Annotated in this window: 20 protein-coding genes; 13 read left to right on the top strand and 7 right to left on the bottom strand. The window is 44.5% G+C overall.

The features are described 5' to 3' along the window. The first annotated feature begins 9 nt into the window (after positions 1-9). Both CUJ83_RS02925 and CUJ83_RS02930 read left to right on the top strand, forming a co-directional pair. Entirely contained in the window at positions 10-504 is a 495-nt protein-coding gene (locus CUJ83_RS02925; RefSeq protein WP_230740446.1) for a nitrophenyl compound nitroreductase subunit ArsF family protein, read from the top strand. Further along, the gene (locus CUJ83_RS02930) at positions 504-1,193 is read left to right on the top strand and encodes an aromatic aminobenezylarsenical efflux permease ArsG family transporter (RefSeq protein ID WP_230740448.1); all 690 of its coding nucleotides are present in this window, start codon (positions 504-506) and stop codon (positions 1,191-1,193) included. Before CUJ83_RS02925 ends, CUJ83_RS02930 begins: the two co-directional genes overlap by 1 nt. A 37-nt stretch (positions 1,194-1,230) precedes the next feature. Here the strand turns inward: CUJ83_RS02930 and CUJ83_RS02935 are convergent, their stop codons facing one another. Further along, a complete protein-coding gene (locus CUJ83_RS02935) occupies positions 1,231-2,085 on the bottom strand; it encodes a universal stress protein (protein WP_230740449.1) in 855 nt (284 codons plus the stop codon). Between the two features lie 10 nt (positions 2,086-2,095). Continuing rightward, positions 2,096-3,190 carry an ACR3 family arsenite efflux transporter gene (arsB, locus tag CUJ83_RS02940; RefSeq protein ID WP_369423868.1) on the bottom strand — a complete coding sequence of 365 codons (1,095 nt, stop codon included), beginning with the start codon at positions 3,188-3,190 and terminating at the stop codon, positions 2,096-2,098. A 1,285-nt stretch (positions 3,191-4,475) separates the two neighbouring features. Between arsB and CUJ83_RS02945 the strand changes: the two genes are divergently transcribed. The 10 genes from CUJ83_RS02945 to CUJ83_RS02990 all read left to right on the top strand — a co-directional run bounded on the left by CUJ83_RS02945 (position 4,476) and on the right by CUJ83_RS02990 (position 16,373). After that, entirely contained in the window at positions 4,476-5,585 is a 1,110-nt protein-coding gene (locus CUJ83_RS02945; RefSeq protein WP_230740454.1) for an acyltransferase family protein, read from the top strand. Between the two features lie 492 nt (positions 5,586-6,077). Next, a complete protein-coding gene (locus CUJ83_RS02950) occupies positions 6,078-6,506 on the top strand; it encodes a putative zinc-binding protein (RefSeq protein ID WP_230740456.1) in 429 nt (142 codons plus the stop codon). A 209-nt stretch (positions 6,507-6,715) separates the two neighbouring features. Next, positions 6,716-7,636 (top strand): NAD(P)/FAD-dependent oxidoreductase, encoded by a 921-nt coding sequence (locus tag CUJ83_RS02955; RefSeq protein WP_230740458.1) that lies wholly within the window; start codon positions 6,716-6,718, stop codon positions 7,634-7,636. 209 nt (positions 7,637-7,845) lie between these two features. Continuing rightward, positions 7,846-8,646 carry an arsenite methyltransferase gene (gene arsM / locus CUJ83_RS02960; protein WP_369423869.1) on the top strand — a complete coding sequence of 267 codons (801 nt, stop codon included), beginning with the start codon at positions 7,846-7,848 and terminating at the stop codon, positions 8,644-8,646. Beyond that, on the top strand, positions 8,643-9,245 hold the full coding sequence (locus CUJ83_RS02965) for a nitroreductase family protein (RefSeq protein WP_230740462.1): 603 nt from the start codon (positions 8,643-8,645) through the stop codon (positions 9,243-9,245). The genes arsM and CUJ83_RS02965 overlap by 4 nt, the downstream gene beginning before the upstream one ends. Before the next feature lie 69 nt (positions 9,246-9,314). After that, positions 9,315-9,659 (top strand): ArsR/SmtB family transcription factor, encoded by a 345-nt coding sequence (locus CUJ83_RS02970; RefSeq protein ID WP_230740464.1) that lies wholly within the window; start codon positions 9,315-9,317, stop codon positions 9,657-9,659. 102 nt (positions 9,660-9,761) lie between these two features. Continuing rightward, positions 9,762-10,211, top strand: coding sequence for a universal stress protein (locus CUJ83_RS02975; protein WP_230740466.1), 450 nt, complete (start codon positions 9,762-9,764; stop codon positions 10,209-10,211). A 418-nt stretch (positions 10,212-10,629) separates the two neighbouring features. Next, positions 10,630-12,318, top strand: coding sequence for a tetratricopeptide repeat protein (locus CUJ83_RS02980; RefSeq protein ID WP_230740468.1), 1,689 nt, complete (start codon positions 10,630-10,632; stop codon positions 12,316-12,318). 470 nt (positions 12,319-12,788) lie between these two features. Then, the gene (locus CUJ83_RS02985; RefSeq protein ID WP_230740470.1) at positions 12,789-14,711 is read left to right on the top strand and encodes a glycosyl hydrolase; all 1,923 of its coding nucleotides are present in this window, start codon (positions 12,789-12,791) and stop codon (positions 14,709-14,711) included. Between the two features lie 120 nt (positions 14,712-14,831). Further along, positions 14,832-16,373, top strand: coding sequence for a small ribosomal subunit Rsm22 family protein (locus tag CUJ83_RS02990; RefSeq protein WP_230740471.1), 1,542 nt, complete (start codon positions 14,832-14,834; stop codon positions 16,371-16,373). 587 nt (positions 16,374-16,960) lie between these two features. Here the strand turns inward: CUJ83_RS02990 and dnaJ are convergent. Genes dnaJ through CUJ83_RS03005 form a run of 3 tightly spaced genes read right to left on the bottom strand, consistent with a single transcriptional unit; the run spans position 16,961 to position 20,566 of the window. Next, positions 16,961-18,100: a molecular chaperone DnaJ gene (dnaJ, locus tag CUJ83_RS02995; RefSeq protein WP_230740473.1), complete on the bottom strand. Its 1,140-nt coding sequence runs from the start codon at positions 18,098-18,100 to the stop codon at positions 16,961-16,963. 52 nt (positions 18,101-18,152) lie between these two features. Then, positions 18,153-20,036, bottom strand: a complete 1,884-nt coding sequence (gene dnaK / locus CUJ83_RS03000) for a molecular chaperone DnaK (RefSeq protein ID WP_230740475.1) — start codon at positions 20,034-20,036, stop codon at positions 18,153-18,155. A gap of 2 nt (positions 20,037-20,038) precedes the next feature. After that, positions 20,039-20,566 (bottom strand): nucleotide exchange factor GrpE, encoded by a 528-nt coding sequence (locus CUJ83_RS03005; RefSeq protein WP_230740477.1) that lies wholly within the window; start codon positions 20,564-20,566, stop codon positions 20,039-20,041. 483 nt (positions 20,567-21,049) lie between these two features. On the opposite strand from CUJ83_RS03005, the gene CUJ83_RS03010 reads away from it, so the two are divergent. Then, entirely contained in the window at positions 21,050-21,781 is a 732-nt protein-coding gene (locus CUJ83_RS03010) for an RAD55 family ATPase (RefSeq protein WP_230740479.1), read from the top strand. A 119-nt stretch (positions 21,782-21,900) separates the two neighbouring features. On the opposite strand, the gene CUJ83_RS03015 is transcribed toward CUJ83_RS03010, so the two are convergent. Together CUJ83_RS03015 and CUJ83_RS03020 are read right to left on the bottom strand one after the other, a co-directional pair. Further along, positions 21,901-22,494 (bottom strand): hypothetical protein, encoded by a 594-nt coding sequence (locus tag CUJ83_RS03015; protein WP_230740481.1) that lies wholly within the window; start codon positions 22,492-22,494, stop codon positions 21,901-21,903. A gap of 150 nt (positions 22,495-22,644) precedes the next feature. Beyond that, positions 22,645-24,984: a PAS domain-containing protein gene (locus tag CUJ83_RS03020; RefSeq protein WP_230740483.1), complete on the bottom strand. Its 2,340-nt coding sequence runs from the start codon at positions 24,982-24,984 to the stop codon at positions 22,645-22,647. Positions 24,985-25,111: the final 127 nt, after the last annotated feature.

Consider the following 25,111-nt stretch of genomic DNA (forward strand, 5'->3'; position numbering starts at 1 on the left):
TAGCGAATAATGACACAAAAAGATAAAGCTAAAAACTTGCTGGCTATCATGCTTATCTGTTTCGTGCTGATAAGCATTGTTTTTTTAGTCTTTAAACATCTACCGGACGACTCCGGAGCACAGGCGGTAAAAGGCAGCGGGGACATTGTCGGCATTCAGGGTCCGGCAAATAAAGTCGTAGTGTACTATTTTTACACTAACGCCAGGTGTACATCGTGCCTGAACATGGAGTCATATACGGAACAGGCACTTATGGAAGGGTTTCCGAAAGAGATAAGCGACGGGACCCTTGAATGGCATGCGGTCAATATAGATAAACTGGAAAACAGGCATTATATAAAAGATTATGATCTTTATATTAAATCGGTCATAGTTTCCGGGATAAGGGACGGAAAAGAGGTAAACTGGAAGAACCTGGACAGAGTCTGGGAATTACTGGGAGATAAAAGCTCATTTATAAGATATGTTCAGGAAAATACCAAAGAATACCTGGAGGACATATAATGGATAGCCTTATAGTAGGTTCAATGGCCGCGTTATGGCTCGGCATACTCACTTCGATCAGCCCATGCCCGCTTGCGACCAATATTGCGGCCATATCATTCATAGGAAAGCGTATCGAAAATGTACGACACGTCATATATTCAGGAATCCTGTATACCTTAGGAAGATCAGTCGTATATGTAATCCTTGGAGCACTTTTAGTGGCCAGCGTTCTATCGATACAGGAAGTTGCCGTATTCCTTCAGAAATATATGAATGAGCTTCTGGGTCCGATATTGATCATCACGGGGATGATGCTGCTGGAAATGATCAAATTTGAATTTAGGGGCACCGGCATAAGCCAGAAGGCTTTGCAGAAAGTGAAGAGCGATAACGTATGGAGCTCTGGATTATTAGGCATAATATTCGCCATGGCTTTTTGCCCGGTATCGGCGGCATTATTCTTCGGCGGTTTGATACCGCTATCTGTCAGGGACGGGTCAAACACACTGTATCCGGCACTATATGGAATAGGCACAGCGTTGCCAGTAGTCTTTTTCGCTTTACTGATCGCTTTTAGCGCCAGGTCAGTCAGCAAAGCCTTCAATAAGATCACAAAGATAGAGACGAAAGCAAGAAGGATCACGGGCATATTATTCATAGCCGTGGGCTTATACTACTCTTTAAGGTATATATTTGGTATTTTTTAGTAAGATCTGAATAGAAATCCATTTTCTTTTTTTAAAGTCATAAAAATTTGATCATCATTACAGGCCTTTTTGCATATCTGACAATATTATCTACTACCGTGCCGGTACGACCTTCGCCGTTATCGTAAGGCCTGGAATCGATGAGTATTAAAGAAACATCTTCTTCTTCCGCAACCCTGCTTATCTCTTTTGCGGGTTCGCCGATATGCACATGACAATCAATTACAGGTATTATATTATCCAGCATTTCCTTGATAGCGTCGAGCTTATTTTTTCCTGAAGTGACCAGGCTTTCAATTTCAGCCCCCGTTTCGCCCCTATCGACAATATATGCCAGTATGGCCTCATCGGCTTTCGGCATCATTTTTACCAGATCAGCCATCGCTTCAGCCCTTGTCCGTTCATCTATCGAGTACAGGACGCGTGAAAATGTCCTTTCACAAAACTTTTCATATAGTTCCCCGTCGATATTTTCTATAACACGGTACCTCATGATTAACAGGTTAGTCTTACAATACCTCATCACTTCCGAGGATACGCTTCCAAGTAAAAGCCCTTTTATAAGGCTCATGCCTTTAGCCCCCATGACGATCAGGGATACGCATTCTTCGTCGGCCATACGGAGTATTTCCTTTGATGGTATGCCGATAGCAACTTTTACATCGACCTTTAATCCCAGGGATTCCAGGTCTTTTTTCTTTTCATTGATCAAAAGTTCGGCTTCCCGGACCTTTATATTATCAATTTCCTTATATTCCCAGTACCCAAGTGTCTTTGAGTCGATAACGTGCAATAGGATAACCTCTTTTGCCCCGGGGATCTCGCATAAGCACTCAAGCATTTTTTGTGAATGCTCTGAGAAATCAATAGCATATAATATCTTTTCGAACATTCCAATCCCCCTAGTTTCCTCCGCGATCGCATGGCTCTACGTGCATATAATTTGGACGTCCGTCGGGATGATACCATGCAAGGCTCAGTCGTCTGGCCACATGCACAAGCGCCAGCATGACCGGTACTTCGATAAGAGGTCCGACCACGGCCGCAAAAGCCTCTCCGGACCCGATCCCGAAGACTGCGACAGCTACGGCAATAGCCAGCTCGAAATTATTACTGGCAGCCGTGAAAGCCAGCGTTGTGGAATCCGCATATTTGAACCCCAGCCTATATGACATGATGAAAGAAATAAAGAACATCAGTGCGAAATATATCAATAGTGGTATTGCGATCCTTACGACGTCAAATGGAAGCGTGACGATATATTCGCCTTTCATTGAGAACATCACGATTATAGTGAATAGAAGGCCGATCAATGCCGTTGGCCCGAGTTTCTTCATAAAAACATTGTCATACCAGCCTTTACCTTTACGGCTGATAAGCATATATCGCGTTAAAATACCGCCGATGAAAGGTATTCCCAGGTAGATGAACACAGCTTTCGCTACCTGCCAGATAGATATATCAACGACCGCCCCTGCTCCTGCCCCGCCGATCCATGAGGATAACACCGTGACGAAGATATATGCCAGTATTGAATAGAGGAAGACCTGAAAGACAGAGTTGAGTGCCACAAGCACTGCGCAAAGCTCATTATCGCCGCTTGCCAGCTGGTTCCATACGAGCACCATCGCTATGCACCTGGCAAGCCCTATTATAATGATCCCGATACGGTATTCCGGAAGGTCGGGAAGGAAGATCCATGCCAGAGCGAACATCAGTACAGGGCCGATAAACCAGTTTTGTATAAGGGACAGACTTAAAGCTTTGCCCTGTTGTCTGATCCGGTATAGCTCCTCATATTTTACGGCAGCCAGAGGAGGATACATCATCCAGATAAGGCCTATGGCAATAGGCAGGGATACTTCTTCTATGCGTACTGAGTCCAGCACATCCACGACTTCCGGGTATACATAACCTATAGCTACTCCCGCCACCATTGCCAGAAATATCCATAGGGTCAAAAATTTACTTATGAAACCCAGTCCAGCACCGTTCATCCCCATATTGATCCTCCTGATCAATCGTTCTTTTCATATCCAGAAAAACATAGATATATAATAGTTATAATTTTATATATTTATATAGAGGATGCGGCTTAATGAGGTAAAAGTGTTTTAGGCTTCTGAAATGGGCGTTTTATGTCGATTAAAAACGTTGTTATGAGTTTATAGAAGCCCCATTTATCTTTGGATTATCATTGTAAAAGACTATCTGATGTTAATATCGCTGTAACGGAAGCGGTTGATAAGGGTTCTTACAAGTTTTTTGAAAATGTAACTCTTTTATAAGGCCTGTTCATAGCAAGGTGGCTATTTTCATGTCTTTAATAAACATATAATTGAGAAGTATCAGAAGTGTCAGGCAACTGGTAAATGTTCTAAGAAGTGATAAATATATTAAGAAAATTCTTGGCTTTGACCGTTTGCCTGACCATAACACTTCTAGCAAATTTACAAAGTTGTTATCCGGGCACCTTGACCGCATTATGACACTTTTAAACAGTATGACAGGGGCTTGTCAATCAAGATCATATTAGTCTTATCTGTATAGTCAGCACGATATTACAGGAATACAGCATGAAAGACTGTGACACTGATTGTTGTTACGATGATATAAGCAAAGAAAATTACAAATGATACCGTGTGCACATACTCTACGATCTTTCCTCGCTATCCTGCTATGTTTCACACTGATAAGAGCGAGCGTTCAGGACAACATACAGATAAGACCACTCATAAAAAATATTCGATACAAATACGCTTAACATAAAAGGATTTTTCTCTGACAGGGGATACGGCTCCAAAGAGAATATAAAAAGATCTGAGCCCGGGAATACCCATGATATGCAGAAGAAATAAATGCAACACCCATAAAAGAGAGAAAATACAGGTTACAAGACCATCACCCCTGTACACGGAAACAGACTGAACAAATTATATAAAAACAGTATGGACTGCGAATACACAAATAACCTATTAAAAGAACACCTGGACATGACAGAAGTAAATACCCGGGGAATGGTTAGAACAAGAAAAAAATCGGAGTAACAATGATAACAAGACAAATACAAGTACTCTACCTCGCAAAACAAGAAACAAACCCAAGAACAGTAATAATAATATGAATTACATCATCACTTGATAAAGTGACATATAGAATTACTAAGCTTGGTATTTTTTTGTTTAATTACCGGTAAATCGCGCATTCAATTGCTTATATTTTAATATGAGTATTTCAAATTATTTTTAAATAGTTAAAATATGATATACTGGGGGATTGAACGTGAATGATAAGATCAACAGACACGATAACAATTTTGACTTTTTGAGACTTGCTGGCGCATTACTGGTAATCTTCTTCACCACTTACGGTGTCCTGGGTGCCTACAAGTTTGACCCGTTGTTTCGACTGACGAACGGCGCACTAACCACTGGTAGCATAGGCGTGGCAATATTTTTTATAATAAGCGGTTACCTGATAACGATGAGCTGGTATAAAAGGCGCAACATCCCAAGGTTCCTATGGGCACGATTCCTGAGGCTGGTACCGGCTCTCGCAGGGGTAGCACTAGTAACGATTTTTATAATTGGTCCCCTAACCACACATCAAAACCTGTGGGACTATTTTACCAGCCGTGCCACATGGGGTTACTTAAGCATTATAACGGTGTTCTTCCCGTCTTACTACCTTCCCGATGTTTTCATACACAACCCCAGTAACATGGTAAATGCCGCTTTATGGTCATTACCTGTAGAATCTACCATGTATCTGATAATATTGGCATTAGGAGTTCTTGGCATATTATATAGAAAATACTTTGTGACACTCTTTACTTTATTGATACTTGGAGCCCATCTTTATATTAACGTTCATACATTACATACTATTTTGCCGGTCATATCTCATGACATACTAGACCAGCTTAAGCTATATTCACAGATGTTAGGTTATCCCTTGTATTTCATGGTCGGGTCGATTTATTACCTCAACCAGGATAAAATAAAGTACGACAAGCGCCTTGTACTCATGGCTTCAATTGTCTGGGTGCTATCATTCTCGAACTATGAACTATTGCTCCTGACATCATTCATCTGCATACCATACATCGTATTGGGCATCGCATTTACAAGCATACCTTACATTAATGGGATAGGCAGTAAAGCTGATATAAGCTATGGCCTATACATTTTCCACTACCCGATCCAGCAGACACTATTAAACTTCTTCAGTCTCGATACATTAACTCTGCTCATCGCTACGCTTCTTATCACAGTGCCCTTGGCATGGATGTCCTGGCACCTGATCGAAAACAAAGCATTAAGCTTAAAAAATATCCAAATAAAAAATCTCAGCGTGATGCAGAAACTCAATCTTAGAAAGGTCGAGTATTGATTTTTTTATTTTTCCGGGTTTTTGTGCTTTTGTAGAATGAAAGTCATGTTGTATCTAGTAGTTGTGATGATTTCTATGCGATTGTTTGAGTAGTGGTTAGGTATTTTCTGTTTTTTGGTTTTAAACAGGCATTTTGGATAATGGGTTCTTTTTTTGGTTAATGGTTTAAGAAGTAGTGTTTTTTAGAGTTTGTCGATAGGGTACTTAAAAAATCGAGTCTCTGTAAGAGTATTAGCCGGGTTTTTGCGATTGCAGGGTTCTTGTGGTCAAGGTACAGTGATTGTTGGAGTATGCTTTCCGGTTGTTTTTAATCTTTTCACCGGTAAGTGTTCTTTTGTTATGACGAGGAGTTCCCAGAGGCACGCTAAATAAAATTTTATAATCGATGAATATAAACATTTTAATTTTAATAGTTGTTAAAATTAGTGCGGTATTGATCGCATCTCTTTATAACGATCACATTGATACTATGACTATGGCAGGTGCTGTCAAATGGATAACAGTAAGGTCTCCGAGAAGAATGATGAACAGGGGTGTATGTGCAGTAAAGCGCCGAATATCATATATGCATGTTCCGGTTCCGCAGATGTCGGGGAAATAGCAGACAGGGCAGCAAGGTTGCTTTCAGCTGACGGCGCAGGTAAGATGTCATGCCTTGCAGGTATCGGCGGCCATATCAGCGGATTACTGGCAGTGGCAGAGGTCGCTTCAAAGATACTCGTCATCGACGGATGCCCGATGGATTGTGGAAAAAATACCCTGATATTGGCAGGCTACAGAGACATTGAGCATATTCGATTATCGGACATGGGAATGAAAAAAGGTAAGACGCCGGCCATAGACGAAAATGTAGCTATCGTCGTAGAAAAAGGAAAAGAACTTCTGGCTACAAGGACAGATGGATCAACAAGACCTGAATGATGAGAGGTATTTGTAATAGCATGAACATTACAGGATATTCTCTTATTGATAATACCTGGTCATACTCTTTTTTAAGTTCAAACGTTCCCTGTTGGCCGAGGTCGGTCAAAAAATTTCATCGAAAAGTACAAACAAAGAGCGTCACCGATGAAAATATATCATGGTTTATCAAATATTAGTATATTAGTTTAAAAGCCGGAGATAAGTGTATGAGCGAAAAAGTATACGACGTCGCCATCATAGGCGCGGGTCCGGCCGGGCTCACAAGCGCATTATATTGCGGCAGAGCGGATCTATCGACCATCGTATTTGGCAACATATTTGAGTCACAGATAGCCAAGGCCGGACAGGTGGAAAACTATCCCGGCATAGAATCGATCCCGGGCATAGACCTTATCGAAAAATTCGATGAGCAGGTAAAAAAGTATGATGTCAATTTAATACCATCTAATATAACCCGCATAAAAAGGGGAGAGCTATTCACCCTTTATACCGATGAAGGAGAGTACAGGAGTAAGAGCGTGATCATAGCGACAGGGGCGAAATACCGGGAGCTTCACATTCCGGGAGAAAAAGAATTCGTGTACAAAGGCGTATCTTACTGTTCTATTTGCGACGGCACGCTATACAAAGGGAAAAAGGTCGCGCTTGTCGGGCATGGCGACCAGGCGGCAAAATCCGCCCTCTACCTTGCAGGACTTTGCAGCGAGGTCATAGCGCTTACTGAAAAGAAAGACCTCGAAGCGCCGATGTATGAAGAACAGATGAGGGCTTCTAAAAGGATCAAGGTCACAGGAAACGCAAAAGTCGTGGCGATCGAAGGGAAAGAATTTGTCGAGCGGATCAGGTATGTACTCGATAAGCAAGAAGAGAGAACTGAGGAAGTCGAGGGTGTGTTCATAGAGGGAGGCATACCGAACACGCTGCTTGCCGGCGAACTAGGTATTGACCTTGACGCCAAAGGTAATATCAAAGTGAACAGGCCTGAACAAACAACGAACATCGAGGGAGTATTTGCAGCAGGAGACGTGACGAGCGGTATACACCAGATATCAAAAGCCGTCGGCGAAGGGGCAAGTGCGGCGATAAATGCGATGGTATACATAAAGAAAAAGGGAATCCCAAAATAGTAATAATAATTGTCAGTCGTAGGAACTAAGCCCTTAACTCCGTGATTTCTTAAATATAAAATAACAGGGAATTAATGTGACATACTATTAAGATATAATTTTTAAGATTTTTTCTATCGGTTTTTTGTACAAATAACATATCAACATATTTAAATATGTAAATGTGTTAATATCTAGTCGGTGATAACATTAGCGATAAAATCGATGAAATCTCTGTAAGAAAGGTGGTCAAGGAAAAATATTCGAAGCTCGCGTCTACGGAAAGGCAGGACTGCGAATGCGGAAAGGAATACGTATCTAAGATAGGGTATTCTTCTGAGACTATGTCCGGACTGCCCGCCGAAGTCCTTTCGGTAAGTGCCGGATGCGGAAACCCCACAGCCATCGCAGATCTGAAGAAAGGGCAGACCGTACTGGACCTCGGCAGCGGCGGAGGAATTGATGTTTTTATCGCGGCCAGGGAAGTCGGGCCTGCCGGAAAAGCCATCGGTGTCGATGCAACTCCCGAGATGATCTGGAGGGCCAGGAAGTCGGCTAAAACAATAGGTGTCGAGAACGCGGAATTCCGGCTCGGGGAAATAGAATGCATGCCGGTAGAGTCCGGCTCGATTGATGTTGCCATAAGCAATTGTGTGATAAACCTGAGCCCGGACAAAGACAGAGTCTTCAAGGAAGTATTCAGGGTCCTGAAGCCGGGAGGGAAGCTTGCCGTATCGGACATGGTCCTTACCAGGGATGTAAGCCAGGACGAAAGAGAAAAGCTCAAGACCTGGGCGAGCTGCATAGGCGGAGCGATAAAGCTGGAAGACTATTTAGAAAAAATGAAAGCGGCCGGTTTTGTGGGCGTAAAAGTCGAAAGCGAACATGTATATGGCTTTGACGAGCTTTATTACTTGCTCTGCAGCGACTCGTGCGGATGCGGGTGCGGCTCTGATGATGTGGGACAGCTTGCCGGAATGACGGGGAAAAGTAATGTTGCGACCGTGAAGATCGTGGCTTTCAAGCCGTGAAAATCAAAAGAGGCATGATCATGGGCGACATTTTAGATACAATATATTCAAGGCGGTCTGTTAGAGAGTACAGGCAGGAAGATATTCCCGACGAGATCATGAAAGACATAATTAAGGCAGGTACGTACGCGCCAAGCTCGATGAACAGGCAGCCGTGGCGATTTGTTATAATAAAAAACAGGGAACTGATAAAAAGATTATCAGACATAGCTAAAAAAGCATGGCTGGAAAAGGTAGCGAATAATAATAACGATCCGGGGATAGCATCCCTTGCCAGAATGGCATCCAGCCCGACGTTTAACATATTCTATGACGCCCCGGTGCTCGTGCTTATCTTTTCGTCGCCGGACGCATACAGGCCGGAGGTTGACTGTGCGCTGGCAGCAGAGAATATGATGCTTGCGGCAAGGTCGTACGGGATAGGGAGCTGCTGGATCGGCCTGGGAATGCCGATAGGCTCAGATAGCCAGGTCATGAAAGAATTAGGAATCCCTGAAGGGCATACGCTTATGGCCCCCGTCATATTCGGATATCCCGGGAATGACGAACAGTATACGCCTCCGCGTAAAGAGGACGTAATATTAAAGATAATAAAATGAGACCCCAAAAACATTTTATTTTTTCACAGGAATGTATGCTTTGTTGCAAAGAATTCGATCGGAGTACGCATGGAAAAAGACTCTAAATGCTGCGAGGATATGATCGGTGATGCGATCATTTGCTGTAAGCAGGATCTTCCCGATGAGGAACATATAAAAAAGCAGGCAGAATATTTCAAGGCCCTATCCGACCCTGCAAGAGTAAAGATAGTATATGCGCTGGCGGGCGGAGAAAGATGCGTTTGCGAGCTTATGGCAATAATGGACATGCAGCAGACCGTTGTCTCACACCATCTCAAAGTGCTGAAGTATGCCGGCATAATATCGGATAAAAAGTCGGGCAAGTGGGTATATTACTCGTTAGTGGATAAGAAGACAGTTGAATTGTTAAGTATCTTAAAAGCAGAAAAGTGAATGTTTTTAACGTTCATGCCGTTAAATCAGCACTGTTTTTGGATACATATCTCGATACTATTTTGATAGATTAAAATAATCTTTACATCTATGAGTGGTATCATGACATCCAGGATTTTGATCGCCACGGACGGCTCAAAGTATAGTGAAAAAGCCGTCGACTATTGTATTGGCATGGCACAGAGGCTCGGCTCCGAAGTTATCGCACTATATGTGATCAGCATGAAAACCCTTGAGATCTATGCCATGGGACATCATGACGACATCAGGGGATATGAAGAGGCGAACAGTAAATTAAGAAACGAGGGAGAAGAAGCGCTTCGGTATGCCGTCAGGAAAGGGAACGAATCCGGAGTGATAGTGAACACGTTCATTGCCAGAGGATATCCGGGAGAGGAGATCTTAAAACTTGCAGACCAGGAACGTGTCGACATGATAGTTGTCGGAAGCCTGGGAAAATCCGGACTGGAGCATTTACTCATAGGAAGCGTATCGGAAGAAGTCGTCAAAAAAGCGCCCTGTCCGGTGCTTGTGGTAAGAGGGAACATATAGGCCTTATTTTTTTCATAGACAATGGTGGCCGGCGACTCAAAACGTTCGACCCCGAAAAATTGTCCCATATTTTTAAAAGAGATTGTGGTGAACGACCATCGTCCGACCTGCTATACCGGGACATGACTCATGTCGGTCATGACCATATTAAAGTATTCCTATCCTCAGTGACCCTGGCATATCATATGGTAAGATAAATGCTTTCTAAAAACCGCCCAGGATACATGGATAGTACACCTTTCGGTTAATTATCCAGGGATGATCCGGCTGAGAATTATTGACTTTTATCGCAATAATCAAGGATTTAAAATGATATTTATGGCCTTTTTTTCGAGAATATATAAAAATTACTAATATAAAATCTATCATGTATCCTCAAAGCCCTGCACACATACTATAGTCCATCCTGAGAGGGGATATGAGATTTATGACGGAGTGGGAAGCAGTCGAGAAGATCGGCAGATGCATAGGGCTTGAGATCGATGAGACGGCTATCGAGATGATAAAAGGCCGGCATGATCGCGAAGAATTTATGAATATCGTACGGGATACTGCCGCGAACGTCTTCAGGGATAAGCTGACGGGGCCGGAAGTCGACACACTGGTAGAGACGGTGTTCGATACCGGGTTCGATGACCTGGAAGGTGACGGGCAGCGACTTAGAAGGTCATTGTCGTATGATGTGTTCAGAAGGACCTGTTCACGTATTAAATATACAGGGGAGATTTCGTTCGAGGGGTTTGATGTGCTCTTTCAAGAGTTTTTAGAAAGATTTAAGGCAGCCATGAATGGCATCATGTTCATACTGGGCTTAAATAAGGAGATCGTCAGCCTGGAAAATTCCGGCATAAAGGATTACGTGGAAGAATTAAGATCGCTGCCTTGCAGGAGATTTGGCGAGCTGAACTTTGGGGAGATATGTAAGATGCGGCCCCCGACATCGATCTCGCTTTATGTGGAATCTTTATTGAAAAAGTATGAGAACGACCCTATCCCTCATGAAGATTGCATAAAGATCCTCGACATGATGGACAAGCTGTCCAATTATCCGAATTATTTTAGAGTGATGGACCATTCCAGAAAGATGGAGGAGATCAAGCCAGTGTTGACATCGATAGCCTGGCTTCAGAAAGAGGCGGCGGATGGGCAGGAAAAAAACGACCTGCTGACAGCACTGGGAATATTGCTTTTTAATATATATCCTTCGCCGATGATAGTCAAATACCTGTCAAAGCTTGAGCCCGGCCTAAAAAACCAGTTCCTGTGCTACGAATACAATTCTATAATGGCATTGAACTATTTATTGATGGGTAAGCTCGACATAGCCGAGAAATACACGACAAGCGCTTTTGAGGTAGCTATCGACGAGGAAAAAAGAGCATACACCTGCGTTTTAAAAAGTTGCGTATATATTAACCGTCATGAGCACAAAAAAGCCATTGAAAATCTTGAGAAATGTTCAGCCATAGTAAGGAACAAGCGAATGAGATCCATGACCAGGTTCTACCTGGGAATAGTCCACTATGAGTGCGGTGATCTCTCGAATGCGCTCGAATGCTTCAAGGACGCCCGGGTGGGCATAGAGGATGAGATAGACCTCATGAACATCTGCAACAATATTGGTACATGCTCAATGCTGCTCGGCGACCTCAAGGGTGCGTTGAACGCCTTTGACGAGGTGGAGGAATTAAGCAGGTATATGGGCAGCAACATAGCCAAGTTCCTTAAATCGGTTGCATATGGAAACATGGGTATCGTATACCTGAATATGAAAGAGCCGGATAAAGCGCTCGAATATTACAGAAAGGCGCTAAAGGTCAATAAGGAGATACGGAATAAAAAAGGCATAGCCAACCAGATCGGCAATATTGGCCTTGTATATAAGTCAAAACAGGACCATAAGTCATCTATAGACTATTTTAAGTCCATGCTTAACTATTCTTTTAGCATCGACTATTTTGAAGGGGTGTTATTCGCATACGGCCAGATAGACCAGGCGATGACATTGCTCGGAAAACAGGAAGAGGCCGAAGCATTTAAAAAAGATATCGTAAAACGGTATCCGGGAATAACAGGCATGCTCAAGAAGAGGCCGCAACATGGTTAAATGTCATTTTAACATTATGTGAGACGGATAGATAAGGGTCGTATGATAGTAATGATAGAACGAGAGAATTTATTCTTTTAACTAACAGGCTAATATAATGTTCTTGATGCACGGACGATATTAGAAAATACGAGTGCTGTAAGCCGTTAATTAAAAAGGTCGCATTTTTCCCGTTATCGGCAGGCCTATTAAATCGCCGTACACGAGTGACGTGCGCACATTAAGCAAGCACTTTCAAAAATTTTTACACAAATTTTCAAGATTTTGTTGTTTCCTAAAAAAACCATATTTATTTTCAAATATGTTAAAATTATGTCGATGCTATCAATTATTTAGAAAAATATTTTTAAAATTAAACCAGAAAAAAGTAAAAAATTTTCGACAATAAAATATAAAAAAACAAAATTTTTAGCATTTTAAGAAAGTTTTATATACACCATTATTGCTAAAATTTTGACGAGGATTAAACAATGAAGAAGGTGAGGCAAAATAAGAAAGTCGTAGCATTGGTAGTGCTGTTTACGGTACTACTCGCCGCACTTCCGGTAGCAATGGGTAGTGATTCCCAGGCTACGCTTGCCAAATTTGAGCCTCAGGATGGGGTCTATATTGGCGGCGGGACTTACGACGGACAATGGTACGAATTTGTCAACGATGCAGGAAAACAGCCCGCCCTAAGGCTGACGTTCGTTTATTTCCCATCAGATGTATTTGACAACCGACCGACACACCAGGAGCAATCGCTCAGCAGAATGGCAGCGGACGGCGTAACGCCTGTAGTTACATGGCAGCCGCAGACCTATGTCCGCGACATTGCCGCAGGAAAATATGATGCGTACATCAGGGAAAGGGCGCGAGAGTGTAAGGCATTCGGCAAGCCGATGTTCATACGCTATGCCCATGAAGCCAACGGCGCATGGTATGACTGGCAAAAATATCCCGCCGATGTCATAAAGAGCTCGCAAAGGATATACCAGATATTCCAGGAAGAGGGAGCCACCAACGTAGCTTTCGTATGGTGCCCGGCCTTTGATACAAGCGGCAAAAAGAACTGGCTGAACTATTATCCTGGCGACGCGTATGTCGACTGGGTAGGCATAGACGTTTATAACTGGGCGAGATGGCCGAGGACTTTCGATACTATGGTCAAGGACTTTTATGCAGAATATGCAGGAAGGAAGCCGATCATGATCGGAGAGGTATCATCCGCCGAAGTATTTAACCCGGATCCCGGTTTCGAGAACCCGGAAGCCCAGAACAAGGCAAAGTGGATAACTGACATGTTCAACTTGATGAACACCAAGTATCCCAAGATAAAGGCTTTCGTCTGGTTCAACGTGATAAAGGAAGATAACTGGAAGATCCGCTCAAGTCCGGAATCATTAAAAGCATTCCAGGACGGGGTCGCAAATCCAAGATACCTTAGCAAGGTCGTATCGGGAGGCACGCCGGTACCTACGGTGACGCCTACGATCACTCCGACTGTGACCCCGACCTCTACTCCAAAGCCCACAGTGACGGCAACTCCGACTGCAACCCCTGCGCCGGACCCGAACGGGTATGGCGTTGACACGACCAGCAGATGGGCAAAATACAACGGGTATTTCGGACCGATAGAAAAGACCACGGTTAAGCCCAACACAGGGATCGAGCAGGGCATATACTATAAGAACACCGGCTCGCAGACCGATTCCTATAAGGTCATGATCGAAGGAATACCGGCGAACTGGTGCAAGGTGACAATGTATGGGTCCACACAGTTATCCCCCGGAATGGGAGTGTACGGTAACGTGATCATCACGCCGACCAGCGGAGGCACTTATCAGTTCACTGTCAAGGTGGTCTCTAACGCAAATAATGCGGTATATGACACAGTCTCATATACGATGTATGTAGATGGACCGGCATCGCCAACGGTGACGCCGACACCGGCACCGACAGTGACACCGACACCTACGCCGACCATAAACCCGACACCGGCACCGACGGTGACACCGACACCTACGCCGACCATAAACCCGACACCGGCACCAGCGCCGGACCCGAACGGGTATGGCGTTGACACGACCAGCAGATGGGCAAAATACAGCAGGTATTTCGGACCGATAGAGAAGGTCACGATCAAGCCCAACACAGCGGTTGAGCAGGGCATATATTACAAGAACACTGGCTCGAAGAAAGACTCGTATACAGTGGTCATAGAAGGAATACCGGCGAACTGGTGCAAGATAGCGATGTATGGAGACGAGGCCTTATCACCGGGATACGGACGTTACGGGAACGTGGTCATCACGCCGACAGCAGTCGGAACGTACACGTTTACCGTTAAAGTGATATCGAAGTCCAACCCGGCAGTATATGATATACAAACATATACCATGTATGTAAGGTAAGGTCAATGTGAAGGCTCTGCCTTCACAAATTTTTTTATTGATTTTATTAATTGATTTATCAGATTTCCATAGCAATTTATGAATATCTAAATATAAAGACCATAAAAAATGTTTTATGCTATGGATAACATCAGGCTCAACGATATGATAAATAAAGAAGTGGTGTCCGCGATAAAATACGTCTCGCGGATGAAACCGGAATTCTTACTTTCGGAGATCAGGGATTATATTAAGGGCGACTTATCTACACGCGAGATATTCAATATCATCCATCCTATGCTATTTGATATGGGGCTTAAAGCGGTGCATGAGAAAAATGATTACAGGATAATCCGCACGGAGCCGAAAAAGCCTCTCGAGCTAAATAATGAAGAAATTCAAAGAAACGAAGTATTCTTTAAATCTCCCAGAGTCCCCAGAAGACTGGAAAGGGTCATTGAGCAGTATATCGAGAAAAAAACCTTCAAAAAATGGGAAGACAATGCGGTCCTTGAAAAGATCAGAAAGGCCATAGTCTCGCAGAAAGAGGATTACTGGAAGGAAGGGAAAAAAAGAAAGGTGACATATGAGACGGGATACAGCGTGCTAGGGTATCTCGCATACCAGTTCCCGGTATATTTCGTACAGTTCCAGCATATTTTATACGGTATGGCGAAAGACGGTCTCTTAAAGACAAGGATGAAAATATTAGATATCGGCACAGGTCCCGGTGTAGTACCTCTATCTATCATCGACCTCATGAACAGGCTTGACGATTGCGAGGCCATGATATATTCCCTTGAACTATATGACGAGAACATTGAAGCGTACAATGCGATAGTGACGCAGTATGCCGGCATAAAGTCAAAGGCAGAGATAGAGCCCCCGATAAAGGCCGATATCAAGAACATAAAGGATGTGAATATTCCGGAAAACCTGGATCTTATCGTATTTTCCAACGTCCTTAATGAGATCAGGGGCTTCGGAATAGAGCAAAAAGCGGACATCGTACGCCACTTATCCGGACACCTGAATGATGACGGCAATATTGTGATAATCGAGCCTGCCGATAAGCTCAACTCGATAGAGTTCAGAAAGCTCAGCATCGCGCTTAAGAACATGGGAATGGGTATATACAGCCCGTGCTCGTTCATCTGGTGCACGGGATGCGATCCGAAAGAATGCTGGAGCTTTGAACAGAAAGAGGACATTAAGCCTACACGCCTGATGAGTAAGCTGGCTGAATGCGACGAGCCGTATCGTTACATGAACACTGACATAAAATATTCCTACGCGATAATAAGAAAAGACCAGCTTACGCGTGTAAAGTACAGGGTACCTCCGAAAGCGAAGTTCGCAAGGCTGTCAAAGCTGGAACAGCATACTGGCAAGCGTATAAACATAGTCGCTTCTCTGATGTCAGGTGACCTTGGCGATAAAAAGTATCACCTCTACAAGATATGTGACGGTACCGCGAAAAAGCCGGTATATGCGATACTTCCACCGCATAATACCACGCCTGAGAATGAGTATATTAAAACCGCCGCTTATGGCGAGGTGCTTGAGCTCTATAACGTGCTTGTTCGCTATAATAAAGAGAACGACTCGTATAACATCATGATAAGCAAGCCGAGCAGGGTAGAGCCAGTGGTCCGCCCGGATGAGGATGAAATGGAAGATTGATATTTTTATCTATATTCGAGAATATTTGGGAGAGCACGAAGGCAACCAAGGAACACAAGCCTAACCACAAAGTACACAATGGCAACCAAGGAACACAAGCCTAACCACAAAGTACACAATGGCAACCAAGGAACACAAGCCTAACCACAAAGTACACAAGGGTTACTAAGGTACACTAAGGTTCTTTTAATATGATAAGTTAGGTTCAGTCCTGATCGGGCCCGTTTTTCACATTCTTTAAGGCAGCTAGATCTATGTTACAGGAAAATATGTGTTCTATAAGTTCTACTTAAAAAATTCTTTGTGTTCCCTGGTTGCCCTTGTGTCCTTTGTGGTTAAGCTAGTGTACCTTAGTAACCTTACTGTCCTTTGTGGTTAGGCTTGTGTTACTTGGTTGCCATTGTGTACTTTGTGGTGAAAAATAGTGAACCTTAGTAGCCTTCGTGTCCTTTGTGGTTAAGCTAGTGAACCATAATTGCCTTTGTGGTGAGAAATCTGCAGGCGACTAGAAAAACTCAGAGTAGGTATAATTAAAAAGAAATTGAGTTTCTAATTTTTATGATAATTAAAAAGGAAAAAACAAAGGATCAGGGCTTGAACGCGTCCCCGATCTTTTCGAAGATATTCTTGCCCTTCGACTGGGCTTTTATCCCTATACCATCTCTCTCGGCTAGCTCCAGGAACAGCTTTCTCTGTTCTTCGCTCATCTTCGTAGGTGTTTTTACTATCACCCTGACAAGCAGGTCGCCTTTAGTGCCGGAGGCCCTTAAGCTCGGCATACCTTCTCCCCGGATACGGAATATCTTATGTGTCTGGGTGCCTTCGGGTATCTTGAGCTTTACTTTTCCGTCGAGAGTCTCTACCTCTATCTCGTCGCCAAGCGCTGCCTGGCTAAAGCTTATAGGAAGATCGTATGTCAGGTCGACACCGTTCCTCTTGAACAGCGGGTCCTCTTTCACGTAGAGATACACATAGAGGTCTCCGGGTGGCCCACCAGCGGTGCCTGACTCTCCCTCGCCCGGCATCCTTAGCTGAAGGCCGGTATCGACGCCTGGAGGCACTTTTATCGTCAGTTTTCTGACCCTGCGGGTCTTTGTCCTGCCGTTACATTCGGGACATGGCGTATCGAACGTCTTACCTTTACCGCCGCACTTGTTACAGGGCATGACCCGGACCATTTGTCCGAACAGGCTCTGGGATACCTGTCTCACCTGCCCGGTGCCGTTGCATGCGGAGCATGTGTTTATGGGTGTGCCCGGCTTTGCCCCGGTGCCGTTACATGTGTTGCAGGTCTCCATCCTTGGCACGACTATCTCTTTTTCGCAGCCGGCAGCGGCTTCTTTGAGATCGATCTGTAGATCGTAGCGGAGGTCTGATCCCCTGTTACTCTGGCCTCCTCTGCCCCTTCCTCCGAAAAACATATCGAAAAGATTGTCATAATTTCCAAAGCCCATATCTCTGAAAATATCGAAGTTATTGAATATATCGGACTGAGAATAGCCTTCCATGCCTGCGTGGCCGAACCTGTCGTACTGCGCCCTTTTCTGTTCGTCGGAGAGTATGGCGTAGGCTTCGGAGATCTCCTTGAATTTTTCCTCGGCCTCTGCTTCCTTGTTAACGTCAGGGTGGTATTTCATCGCGAGCTTTCTGTACGACTTTTTTATATCGTCCACAGATGCCGATTTTTCTACACCCAAAACTTCATAGTAATCTCTTTTATTGGCCACAGTACTCACCATTATGGTTTTTGTTTAAAAATATAGGGGGATGAAAAGAGTGTTACCTCTTATCATCGTTAACTACTTCGTATTCCGCATCGACAACGTTGGGATCTTTGCCTGCGGAGCCGGCACCTGATGACTGTCCCTGCTGTCCCTGCTGTCCCTGCTGTCCCTGCTGCTCGGCCTGCTGTTGGGCCTGGTATGCCTGGGCTGCCTGCTGGTACATGACAGTGGCAACATCGTTCATGATCTTGGTCAGGTTCTCGGTCTCAGATTTTATCCTCGGGATGTCGTCGGTCTTCTGAGCTTCTTTAAGGCTCTCTATACCCTTAGTTATGCGGTCCTTCTGGTCTGCGGTCAGCTTGTCGCCGGCTTCCGACAGAGTCTTTTCCGAGGAATATAGTAAGGTCTCTGCCTGGTTAAGCACTTCAGCCTTTTCCTTCTTAGTCTTGTCATCATCGGCATATTTCTCCGCGTCCCTGACCATGCGCTCTATGTCGTCCTTGGACAGCTTGGTCGATGCCGTGATGGTTATGGTCTGTTCCTTACCTGTGCCAAGGTCTTTCGCCTTGACGTTCAGGATACCGTTGGCGTCTATGTCGAACGTGACCTCTATCTGAGGTATTCCGCGCGGTGCCGGAGGTATTCCCATAAGATGGAACTTACCGAGGCTGGTGTTGTCGTACGCCATGGGCCTTTCTCCCTGAAGGACGTGGATCTCTACAGAGGTCTGGTTGTCCGCGGCGGTTGAGAATACCTGGCTCTTCCTGGTCGGTATGGTGGTGTTCCTTTCGATGAGCTTGGTGAATACGTTACCGAGAGTCTCGATACCCAGGGATAACGGGGTCACATCAAGCAATAACAGGTCCTTGACCTCTCCTGCGAGCACGCCGCCCTGGATGGACGCACCTGTAGCAACACATTCCATCGGGTCTATTCCCCTTTCCGGTTCCTTGCCGAAGAACTTCTTGACGGTCTCCTGGATCACGGGCATCCGGGTCGGCCCGCCTACCAGTATGATGTGGTCCACCTGGTTCGCGGCAAGCTTTGCGTCGGATAATGCCTGCCTCATCGGCGCATAGCACCTGTCGACGACATCGCGGACAAGCTCCTCGAGCTTTGCCCTTGTGAGAGTCATGTCAAGGTGTTTCGGGCCGTTCGCGTCAGCGGTAATGAACGGGAGGTTAATGTTTGTCTGTATAGTGCTTGAAAGCTCTATCTTGGCCTTTTCTGCAGCATCCCTGAGCCTCTGCATCGCCATCTTATCATTGCGAAGGTCGATGCCGTGCTCCTTCTTGAACTCGCCGGCGATGTAGTCAATGATGCGGTTATCCATGTCCGTGCCGCCGAGCTGTGTGTCGCCCGACGTCGAAAGGACCTCGAATACGCCTTCGCCCATCTCCATTATGGTGACATCCAGCGTTCCTCCGCCAAGGTCGAACACTAAGATCTTGCGGGTTCCCTGCTTGTCAAGCCCGTATGCCAGCGAAGCTGCGGTGGGCTCGTTAATGACCCTGACGACTTCCAGTCCGGCTATTGTCCCTGCGTCCTTTGTCGCCTGTCTCTGGTTGTCGTTAAAGTAAGCCGGGACGGTAATGACAGCTTTTGTGATTTTCTCCCCGACATAAGCTTCTGCGTCCTGCTTTATCTTGGACAGTATCATGGCAGAGATCTCCTGGGGAGTGTATTTCTTTCCGTCGATCTCGACCTTGTAATCTGTTCCCATCTTTCTCTTTATCGCCTGTATGGTCCTTTCCGGGTTCGTGACGGCCTGACGCCTTGCCGCCTCTCCTACCAGGCGTTCGCCAGACTTTGTAAATGCTACCACCGAAGGGAACATCCTGGCCCCCTCAGAGCTGGGAATTATGACCGGCTTTCCGCCTTCTAGTATACATGCTTCTGAATTGCTGGTACCTAAGTCTATACCGATTATCTTTGCCATATTTAACACCTCTTGGATACTTTTACTTTAGAGTGACGAATGACTTTTGAATTCAGCATATAGCCTCTCTGGAACTCTTCCAGAATGGTCTCGTCCTCGTGGTCCCCGGAATCCGCCTGCATCATCGCTTCGTGCAGGTAAGGATCGAATTTTTCTCCCACGGCTTTTATGGGTTTCAGCCCATGTTTTTCCAGGACCGATCTCATTTCCGAGTATATCATCTCCAGTCCGCGAGAGAACTTATCATCCCCGGACTTTCGAGAAGTATCGAGAGCCCTTTCGAGGTTCTCATACACATCGATAAGCTCCAGGATCAAGGATTCGTTAGCCTGCCTGACGTAGTCCTCCTTCTCCCTGGCAACGCGTTTTTTATAATTTTCAAAGTCTGCCTGGAGATACTTCAGCCCATTAAGATATTCGTCTGCAAGTTTTGTCTTTTTTATAAGTTCGGCCTCAAGGTCCTTTTTATTTACCTTTTCATCGGCTTCGGCCTCATCGATGTTTTCATCGGTTTTTTTAGTTGAGCCCATAAAAGTCCTCCATTTCTGGCAATATTACAATGGTCGGTTTTTAGATAATGTTTGCACTTCTATATATAGTTATCTATTGCTCACCATGTATCCGGCCAGCATACGATAATATAAAATGGAGTGCTGCAATCTATTTATCAGGTCATTACCGTATTGATAAACATAGCTTAAATAGTTTCTAGAGAATAAACTAAACTTACCTTGACCTCGAAAGTATATCGGGATTTTTATTTGTTTGATAAAAATTTTGGAGAAAGTTTTTATCATAAATTTGTAATATTACACAAAATCAAACGAAAGTATAAAATCCATTAAAATACAAATTCATTATTAGTTAACGGCTGTATCGTTTAAGGATAAATAAAGGGATGATTGGTGGACACGGTAAAAATGGGCTTAAGCGTATGCCTGATGACCCATAATAAAAAAATTTATACCATAACATGCAATTTAACCGTCACAACTGAATAGAAAGGCCTGGCCATGGAAAGAGTATCAACTGGAATACCGGAGCTTGATAAACTCACGGATGGTGGTTATCCTAAAGGAAAAGGTGTGTTGATCACCGGTTCTGCGGGTTCCGGCAAGACTATAATAGCCCTTCATTTCATATACAGGGGATGCAAGGACGGCAAGAAATGCGTATATATTGCCACAGAGGAAGAGCTCGAGGACTTATTATACCAGGCCGAGAGCGTCGGGCTTGACGTGCGCGAACATTATGGATCCGGCCAGCTCAAGATCATAAAACTGTACGAGGAACGGGCTTACACCACCATACAGACCATGTCCTTAGGTTTTGAAAAGATCGACAGCCTGCAGTCCGACATCATAAGCCTCGTCGAAAAAGTCCCGAAGGACACAGAGCTTATCGTAATAGACAACCTTGGCGTGTTCACGCTGAACATGTCGATGGACGAGTTCAGGAAACAGCTTGACACTTTGAACTTACTGCTGGCTAAGAAGGGATATACGACACTTTATATAATGGACGATACTTCCAACAGCCGTACTGAAGGAGTGGCTACATACTCCGTACATGGAGTCATAAAACTTAGCATAAAGGATAATCCTTACACCAATATGAGGGAAAGGCATATCGAGATCTCGAAGATGCGTTCCACTATGATATCCCTGGAAAGCCACGTATTCGAGATAACTTCCGGCGGCATAAAGATAAATATTAAAAAAGGCTCCGGTTCATTATTGCCCTGATACCGGTTTTTGCGATCGGCATATTCAGTCACCCTTTTATGTTCCTTAAAAAGGGATGGGTGTAGCTATTTAACAGGGATTTGAATATGACGACTGATTTTAAGGATATTTTATTCCCTTTACAGCGGAAAAGAAAATATGCCGAATATGCTTTTTTCCATGAATGATGGCATACTGAACGTTTCCCGGTAAACGGAAGGCACAGAAAATGCGGGGATCGAGAATATCGACCCAATGTCATGATAGCTATCAATGATATTTCCCGGCTTAGTACCCTTGACATCATTTTCCACCGCCAGGCTGATGACTATCGTCTTTAAGACCCTGTTATCCTTCTTATCGACCTTATCGAAGTATATCTGCGTGCTCCTCAGGACTTCCATGCTGATCTTATGCTGTACCGGATAGGACTCCATGAAAATATTGTCAATTATCCTGACATCCTGGTTTGGCCTCATATTCCATACATATTCATACTCAAGGAAATTTGCGACTAACGTTTCCCCAATATTGACCGTTATGGTCTTACCGTCGTCTTCTTCCCCGACGTTTATTGATGAAAGGCTGCTGGCAAGAGCATCCTTGTTTACGGGGACATGTTCGCTAAAATCCATGGACGGCCCTATGTTCATGGCTAAAACGTTCTGGCATGATAAAGCCATTACCATGAACGAGATAAGTGACAATATGAAAAGTTCAGACCACTCCCTCATAACTACCCCAATGGATTGTTAACGTATAGATATTAATTAATTTGGAGTGGAAATATCGTACAATTCTAAATACAGGATATTGGCTAAAATAAGATCGTTTTTTCATTTTTTACTGCCATGTTACCAGGAATAAAACATAACAGGACATCATCAGAGCATTTCTTTCGCCGCGGGCAGCATGATCACGAACCTGGCTCCCCTGGAATAGTCTCCGCGCACACGATCCTCCACCCAGAACTTGCCATTATAGTCATCTATGAGCATTTTACACAGGCAAAGCCCGAACCCTTTACCCCTGGCCCTGACGTCGACCAGGCATAATCCGTCAAACAGTCTCTTTTTGAGCTCATCTGATATGCCCGGGCCGTCATCCTCGACCGTGACCCTGTAATATTCCCGCCCTTCATAATTCTCTCTTGTCGCCACGATATTTATGATAAGAGGGCCTGTGGAATGCTTTATCGCGTTCCCCACGATATTTGAGAACACGTCCCTTAAAAGCTCGTTCGCTTTTACATAAAATGACCTGACAGGAACGTAATTTATCGTGATGTCCCTGCCGGGTACCTCCGAGTAATGTGCCTTTATATCATCCAGAAGCTCTCCAATGTCCATGACCTCGGGCTTAAATTCGCCAGCTGTCTCCCTCTGGACCTTTCTTACATTATCTATGAGCCTCGAGCTGTTTTTAAGCACTTCAATCGGCTTTTCAATTAAAAACATATCATCGGCTTCCAGAATTCCCGTTAATTCGATCTTTTCCTGCGCAAGTTCCAGGAACCCGATGGCCGCCTGGTTCATGTTGTTAATATCATGGCCCATAAGGTCCATGTATAGCTCTGCCTGGGTCTTTGCCACCTTTATCTCGTCCTCCGACCGTTTTAATTCTCTTATGTCTGTGACCATTGCCAGAGCACCGGTATATTCCCCGTTTTGATCGAAGAGCGGGCTGGCAGCGACAATTGCCAGTAGGTCGCTTCCGTCTTTACGGCGATAGCGGAAATTAGGGATCCTCTCGATCACCCCTTTACGGCGTCTCTGAATGCTGAACCGGGCTTCTGCCGCAGTTTCTTCGTCCATGAAAAAATAAGGGGTCTTCCCTATCATATCGCCTGTATCATATCCTAGCATCTCTGCCATCATTTTATTGACAAAGACTGTTTTGTCATTCTTATCGATGACCCAGATGCCTTCCTGCGCGGTCTCGACGATATTACGATACTTATTCTCGCTTTCCCGCAAAGCTTCTTCCGCCTGCTTGCGCTTCGTGATGTCCAGGGCGGTAAAAGTGACGCCTTTGGATATGTCACCGGGATTTATGGGTGTTGAGCTTAAGAGGACGTTAAATATGGTGCCATCCTTGCGCTTCCAGCGTGTTTCCATAGTACCTGTGCCCTGTTCGGCAATTTGCCTGTACTTTTCTTTTCCGACCAGCGCATATTCTTCAAATGTAGGGTATATCATTAAAGAGTCCCTGTCTATGAGCTCTTCACGCGAATACCCAAGCATCTCGCACAGCCGGACGTTAACCTCCTTGATCACCCTGTCCGATACAAGGCCGATGCCCACAGGCGCCGCCCGGAATATGCTGTCGATCATAGCCTCCCTTGCCCGCAGCACCTCTTCAGCCCGTTTACGATCGCTGATATCTCTAGCGAACGCACAATTATACTCCTCGCCTTTAAAATTAAGAAAATTCACAGTGATCTCTACAGGGATCATTTCACCATCTTTTCTTATATGAGCCGACTCAAATTTGAAGGAGCCGCGTTCTTTAACCTCTTTCCAGTGTTCGGGCCAGATATCCTTCGGGAAATTCGGGTCGATGTCCCAGATATGCATCGACTTTAATTCGCCCCTGGTATAACCCAGTTTCCTTGTAGCGGTATCATTAACATTAAATAAAGACCCGTCCTTTTTTATCCATAAAATGGTATCAGCGGCCCTGTCGATCGAGAACTGGGTGAGACGCATATATTCTTCAAATTTTTTGCGAGTGATGATATCGAATCCAAGGCTTACTACACCCTCGATGTTTCCTTTGTCATCTATCAGGGGAGCTTTACGTAGGTCTATTGTGATACGATTCCCCTGATCTAAAAATTCATCTTCCGTGAATAACGGCTTACCGGTCCTTAGTACCACCTCATCTTCCAGGCGGTATTTATCGGCCAGATAGTCTGGAAGAATATCGGATAATTTTTTCCCTAAAACAAATTTTTTGGAGAGACCCAGCGCGTCACAAAATTTTTGGTTTGCCATTAATATGACACCATTCGGATCCTTTATCAGCGCATACGCAGGCAACATATCAAGGATCGTATAGACTTCTTTTTCACGATCCCCCCACATGTCCATATATTTTAATTGACCTGAACCTCGCTCTTTTCGGCCAGACATCTGCAAGCGAAGCTCTTTTAATTCATTGAGAAGCTCTTCTCTGGTTTTTTCCTCATCACTGAGGCCTTTTAAGGAAGGTCGCGGGCTCATATCAAGTATTGAACAATTTATACATGAATAAAATATATTATAAATTTTATATGCAATATAATTTTTTAAAACCTTAACATGAACGATTTATGAAAATTTAGAAAAAAGCTGGAATTTATAAGCTCCT

This window comes from Methanooceanicella nereidis (assembly GCF_021023085.1).
In the GTDB taxonomy this organism is placed as follows: domain Archaea; phylum Halobacteriota; class Methanocellia; order Methanocellales; family Methanocellaceae; genus Methanooceanicella; species Methanooceanicella nereidis.

Excerpts from the sequence above, each read along its gene's own strand:
- CUJ83_RS02925 (WP_230740446.1), top strand. The coding sequence starts at position 10 with ATGACACAAAAAGATAAAGCTAAAAACTTGCTGGCTATCATGCTTATC.
- CUJ83_RS02930 (WP_230740448.1), top strand. The coding sequence starts at position 504 with ATGGATAGCCTTATAGTAGGTTCAATGGCCGCGTTATGGCTCGGCATA.
- CUJ83_RS02935 (WP_230740449.1), bottom strand. The coding sequence starts at position 2,085 with ATGTTCGAAAAGATATTATATGCTATTGATTTCTCAGAGCATTCACAA.
- arsB (WP_369423868.1), bottom strand. The coding sequence starts at position 3,190 with ATGAACGGTGCTGGACTGGGTTTCATAAGTAAATTTTTGACCCTATGG.
- CUJ83_RS02950 (WP_230740456.1), top strand. The coding sequence starts at position 6,078 with ATGGATAACAGTAAGGTCTCCGAGAAGAATGATGAACAGGGGTGTATG.
- CUJ83_RS02955 (WP_230740458.1), top strand. The coding sequence starts at position 6,716 with ATGAGCGAAAAAGTATACGACGTCGCCATCATAGGCGCGGGTCCGGCC.
- CUJ83_RS02970 (WP_230740464.1), top strand. The coding sequence starts at position 9,315 with ATGGAAAAAGACTCTAAATGCTGCGAGGATATGATCGGTGATGCGATC.
- CUJ83_RS02975 (WP_230740466.1), top strand. The coding sequence starts at position 9,762 with ATGACATCCAGGATTTTGATCGCCACGGACGGCTCAAAGTATAGTGAA.
- CUJ83_RS02980 (WP_230740468.1), top strand. The coding sequence starts at position 10,630 with ATGAGATTTATGACGGAGTGGGAAGCAGTCGAGAAGATCGGCAGATGC.
- CUJ83_RS02985 (WP_230740470.1), top strand. The coding sequence starts at position 12,789 with ATGAAGAAGGTGAGGCAAAATAAGAAAGTCGTAGCATTGGTAGTGCTG.
- CUJ83_RS02990 (WP_230740471.1), top strand. The coding sequence starts at position 14,832 with ATGGATAACATCAGGCTCAACGATATGATAAATAAAGAAGTGGTGTCC.
- dnaK (WP_230740475.1), bottom strand. The coding sequence starts at position 20,036 with ATGGCAAAGATAATCGGTATAGACTTAGGTACCAGCAATTCAGAAGCA.
- CUJ83_RS03005 (WP_230740477.1), bottom strand. The coding sequence starts at position 20,566 with ATGGGCTCAACTAAAAAAACCGATGAAAACATCGATGAGGCCGAAGCC.
- CUJ83_RS03010 (WP_230740479.1), top strand. The coding sequence starts at position 21,050 with ATGGAAAGAGTATCAACTGGAATACCGGAGCTTGATAAACTCACGGAT.
- CUJ83_RS03015 (WP_230740481.1), bottom strand. The coding sequence starts at position 22,494 with ATGAGGGAGTGGTCTGAACTTTTCATATTGTCACTTATCTCGTTCATG.
- CUJ83_RS03020 (WP_230740483.1), bottom strand. The coding sequence starts at position 24,984 with ATGAGCCCGCGACCTTCCTTAAAAGGCCTCAGTGATGAGGAAAAAACC.